The organism is Methylibium rhizosphaerae (assembly GCF_006386545.1).
Taxonomy (GTDB): Bacteria; Pseudomonadota; Gammaproteobacteria; order Burkholderiales; family Burkholderiaceae_C; genus Pseudorivibacter; species Pseudorivibacter rhizosphaerae.
In genome coordinates, this window is record NZ_SWAR01000100.1 from 1 (window position 1) to 2,165 (window position 2,165).

The following is a 2,165-nucleotide window of genomic DNA, read 5'->3' on the forward strand; positions in this document are numbered from 1 at the left end:
GCGAGCCACTGACCACGACGACGACCTGCCCAGCGAGATCGATTTCTCCAAGGGCACCCGCGGCAAGTTCCACCGCCCCGGCACGCGGCTGAACCTGCCCGTCTACCTCGACGACCAGGTGCAGGCCACCCTCGCCAAGCTCGCCCAGGCCAAGGGCATAGCCCTCTCCACCCTCGTCAACGACCTCTTGCGCAAGGACATCGAACTCATCGAGATCGGGCGCTGAGTCGCGCAGCGCGGCAGTGAGATGAACGAAGGGCCGCAGTTGCGGCCCTTCGTTCTTCGTTCATCCCGTGCAAGCGGCCTTCAGGGGGCAAGACGCAAGACTTGACCCAATGCGCTCCCGCCGTTCAAGCGGTCAGCGCTGAGGCACTACCAGCTTGTTGTCCCCAACTATCACCGAGTCCAGGCACCTCACCACAAATCCCGCGCGTTCGTCGTAGATCTCAAATCCCTCATCGCCTTGCGGTGACACGAAGGCCTTCGCTCTCAGTTTGGCGCCGTCCCATCGGACTGGACCAGCAACGTAGGTGCAATAGAAGAAGGAGATGCCGACCTGGTCTGCTTCTTCACGTGACCGCGCAAGGCCGAGAATCAGTTGGTCGTGTACATCGCTGTACTTGTTGATGAACACTTTGGCGTCATCCCACTCACCAAGGTAGGCATTCAGTTTCTCAAGATCAGTTGCTTTCATGCTCCACACCTTAAGGCAGTTCGACCGGCTGGCCGTTCAGGTAGAAGGTAGCCTTTGGCCGCAACGTGCTGGAGTTATAGACCTTCCACACTTCCCAATTTGTGGTGTTGCCTCGCTCAAGCCCGTTCCTCACAGCAGCCGGCTCAATACCACGAGCCCCTCTTTCGAGGATCGTCGGGAACTCATCGACCGATTGCACAAGGCCATCCAAGTTCACACTGATGCTACGGGCCCGATCCATTGACATGGTGAGATTTCTCTCAAGCGCCTCATAAGAAGCAGGGAACGGAGCAGTGAAGAGATTCCGTTCGCCCCTGAAGACGTTGTAGACATGCAGATCGTTGGCTGACGCGAACTCGCGCAAGAGCGGTTGCCCCGAGATCGGGTCACGCGAGAGGCCCAGGCCAAGATCAAATCCTTCAACAAATGCTCGGCGACCATCGCGAGACAGGCCCAGCGCTCGAAGCTCTCTGAGTTCAGAGAGAGAGACGGACCCACTCCCCCCAAGGCCTCCGAGCCTTATTGCGGCTCCTGCCCCCATGGCCACCGTCCCAGGTAGCCCAGCCCCCGCTTGCTCGTAGCGCCCTTCAAGCAGATCGAAGACCGGCTTGCTCGGCGCCGACAGCACGCTCTCGCCCATGTTCAGCAACGTGCCGCCGATGCCGTCGCGTTGCAGGCTGCTGAGCAGCGCACTGGACGGCGTATAGCTGGCACTGGAGCCGGAGAGCAAGTTGTACATGTCCTTGTACTGGTTGCCAATCTCGCTGGCCAAGCCATAGGCCGCCGTCACCGGCCCCGTCACCAAGCCGCGCGTAAACAGGCCGGCGTTTTCGCTAAACGACATCGGACCATCCAGCACGCTGCGCTGGCCGCCACTGAGACCAAAGGAGAAGCCTTCGGTCGGGGGCTTGAGTCCGGCACCTGCCAGTGCTTCCGGCATTTCAAACGTGAGCGGATCACCAGTGGCGCCCGTCATGCCGCTGGCCCGATAGGACTCCGCCAGATCCGCCATGTTGGCCAGCGCGCGGTCGGTCTCGAGTGCTGCGGCCAGCCCCTTGAGGTCGGCCACATTGCGCTGCAGCCGGTTCAGCTCGTTGCTGAGGCGCGCACGCTCCCTGACCCCGGCCACGTCATCGCCGCCGACGCTTTGCAGGCGCAGCCGATCGCCCTCACGGTCGTGCATCGGCCCCATCGGTCCATCGCGGAAGCTCACAAACCGATCGCTGGGACGTGGCATCCGATCGTCCGCGGTCGCCACCTGCTCAGGCAGCCCTGCACCACCTCCAGCCCCGCTGCCCAAATCGCTTCGGCCAAGGCGCATATAGGGCGCATCCGAGCCAGACATCGGGCTATAGAAGTCGCGCCGGTCCTGCGCCTGCAACTGCTCGTCGATGAACTGCCCGAGCACGTCCTCCTGCTGGCTGCCCCTCGTGCTTTCAGCCGCGAGGGAACTACCCAACGCATTGCCAAA

At 62.0% G+C, this 2,165-nt stretch carries 3 protein-coding genes; 1 reads left to right on the plus strand and 2 read right to left on the minus strand.

The features are described from left to right. On the plus strand, positions 1-226 hold a 226-nt coding region (locus tag E8D38_RS27445), incomplete at its 5' end, for a hypothetical protein (RefSeq protein WP_219851883.1). Positions 227-358: 132 nt separating this feature from the next. Here the strand turns inward: E8D38_RS27445 and E8D38_RS27450 are convergent. Continuing rightward, positions 359-694 carry a hypothetical protein gene (locus E8D38_RS27450; RefSeq protein WP_140637453.1) on the minus strand — a complete coding sequence of 112 codons (336 nt, stop codon included), beginning with the start codon at positions 692-694 and terminating at the stop codon, positions 359-361. A gap of 10 nt (positions 695-704) precedes the next feature. Next, positions 705-2,165: hypothetical protein (locus E8D38_RS27455; protein ID WP_219851885.1), on the minus strand; the 1,461-nt coding region annotated here is incomplete at its 5' end.

Excerpts from the sequence above, each read along its gene's own strand:
- E8D38_RS27450 (WP_140637453.1), bottom strand. The coding sequence starts at position 694 with ATGAAAGCAACTGATCTTGAGAAACTGAATGCCTACCTTGGTGAGTGG.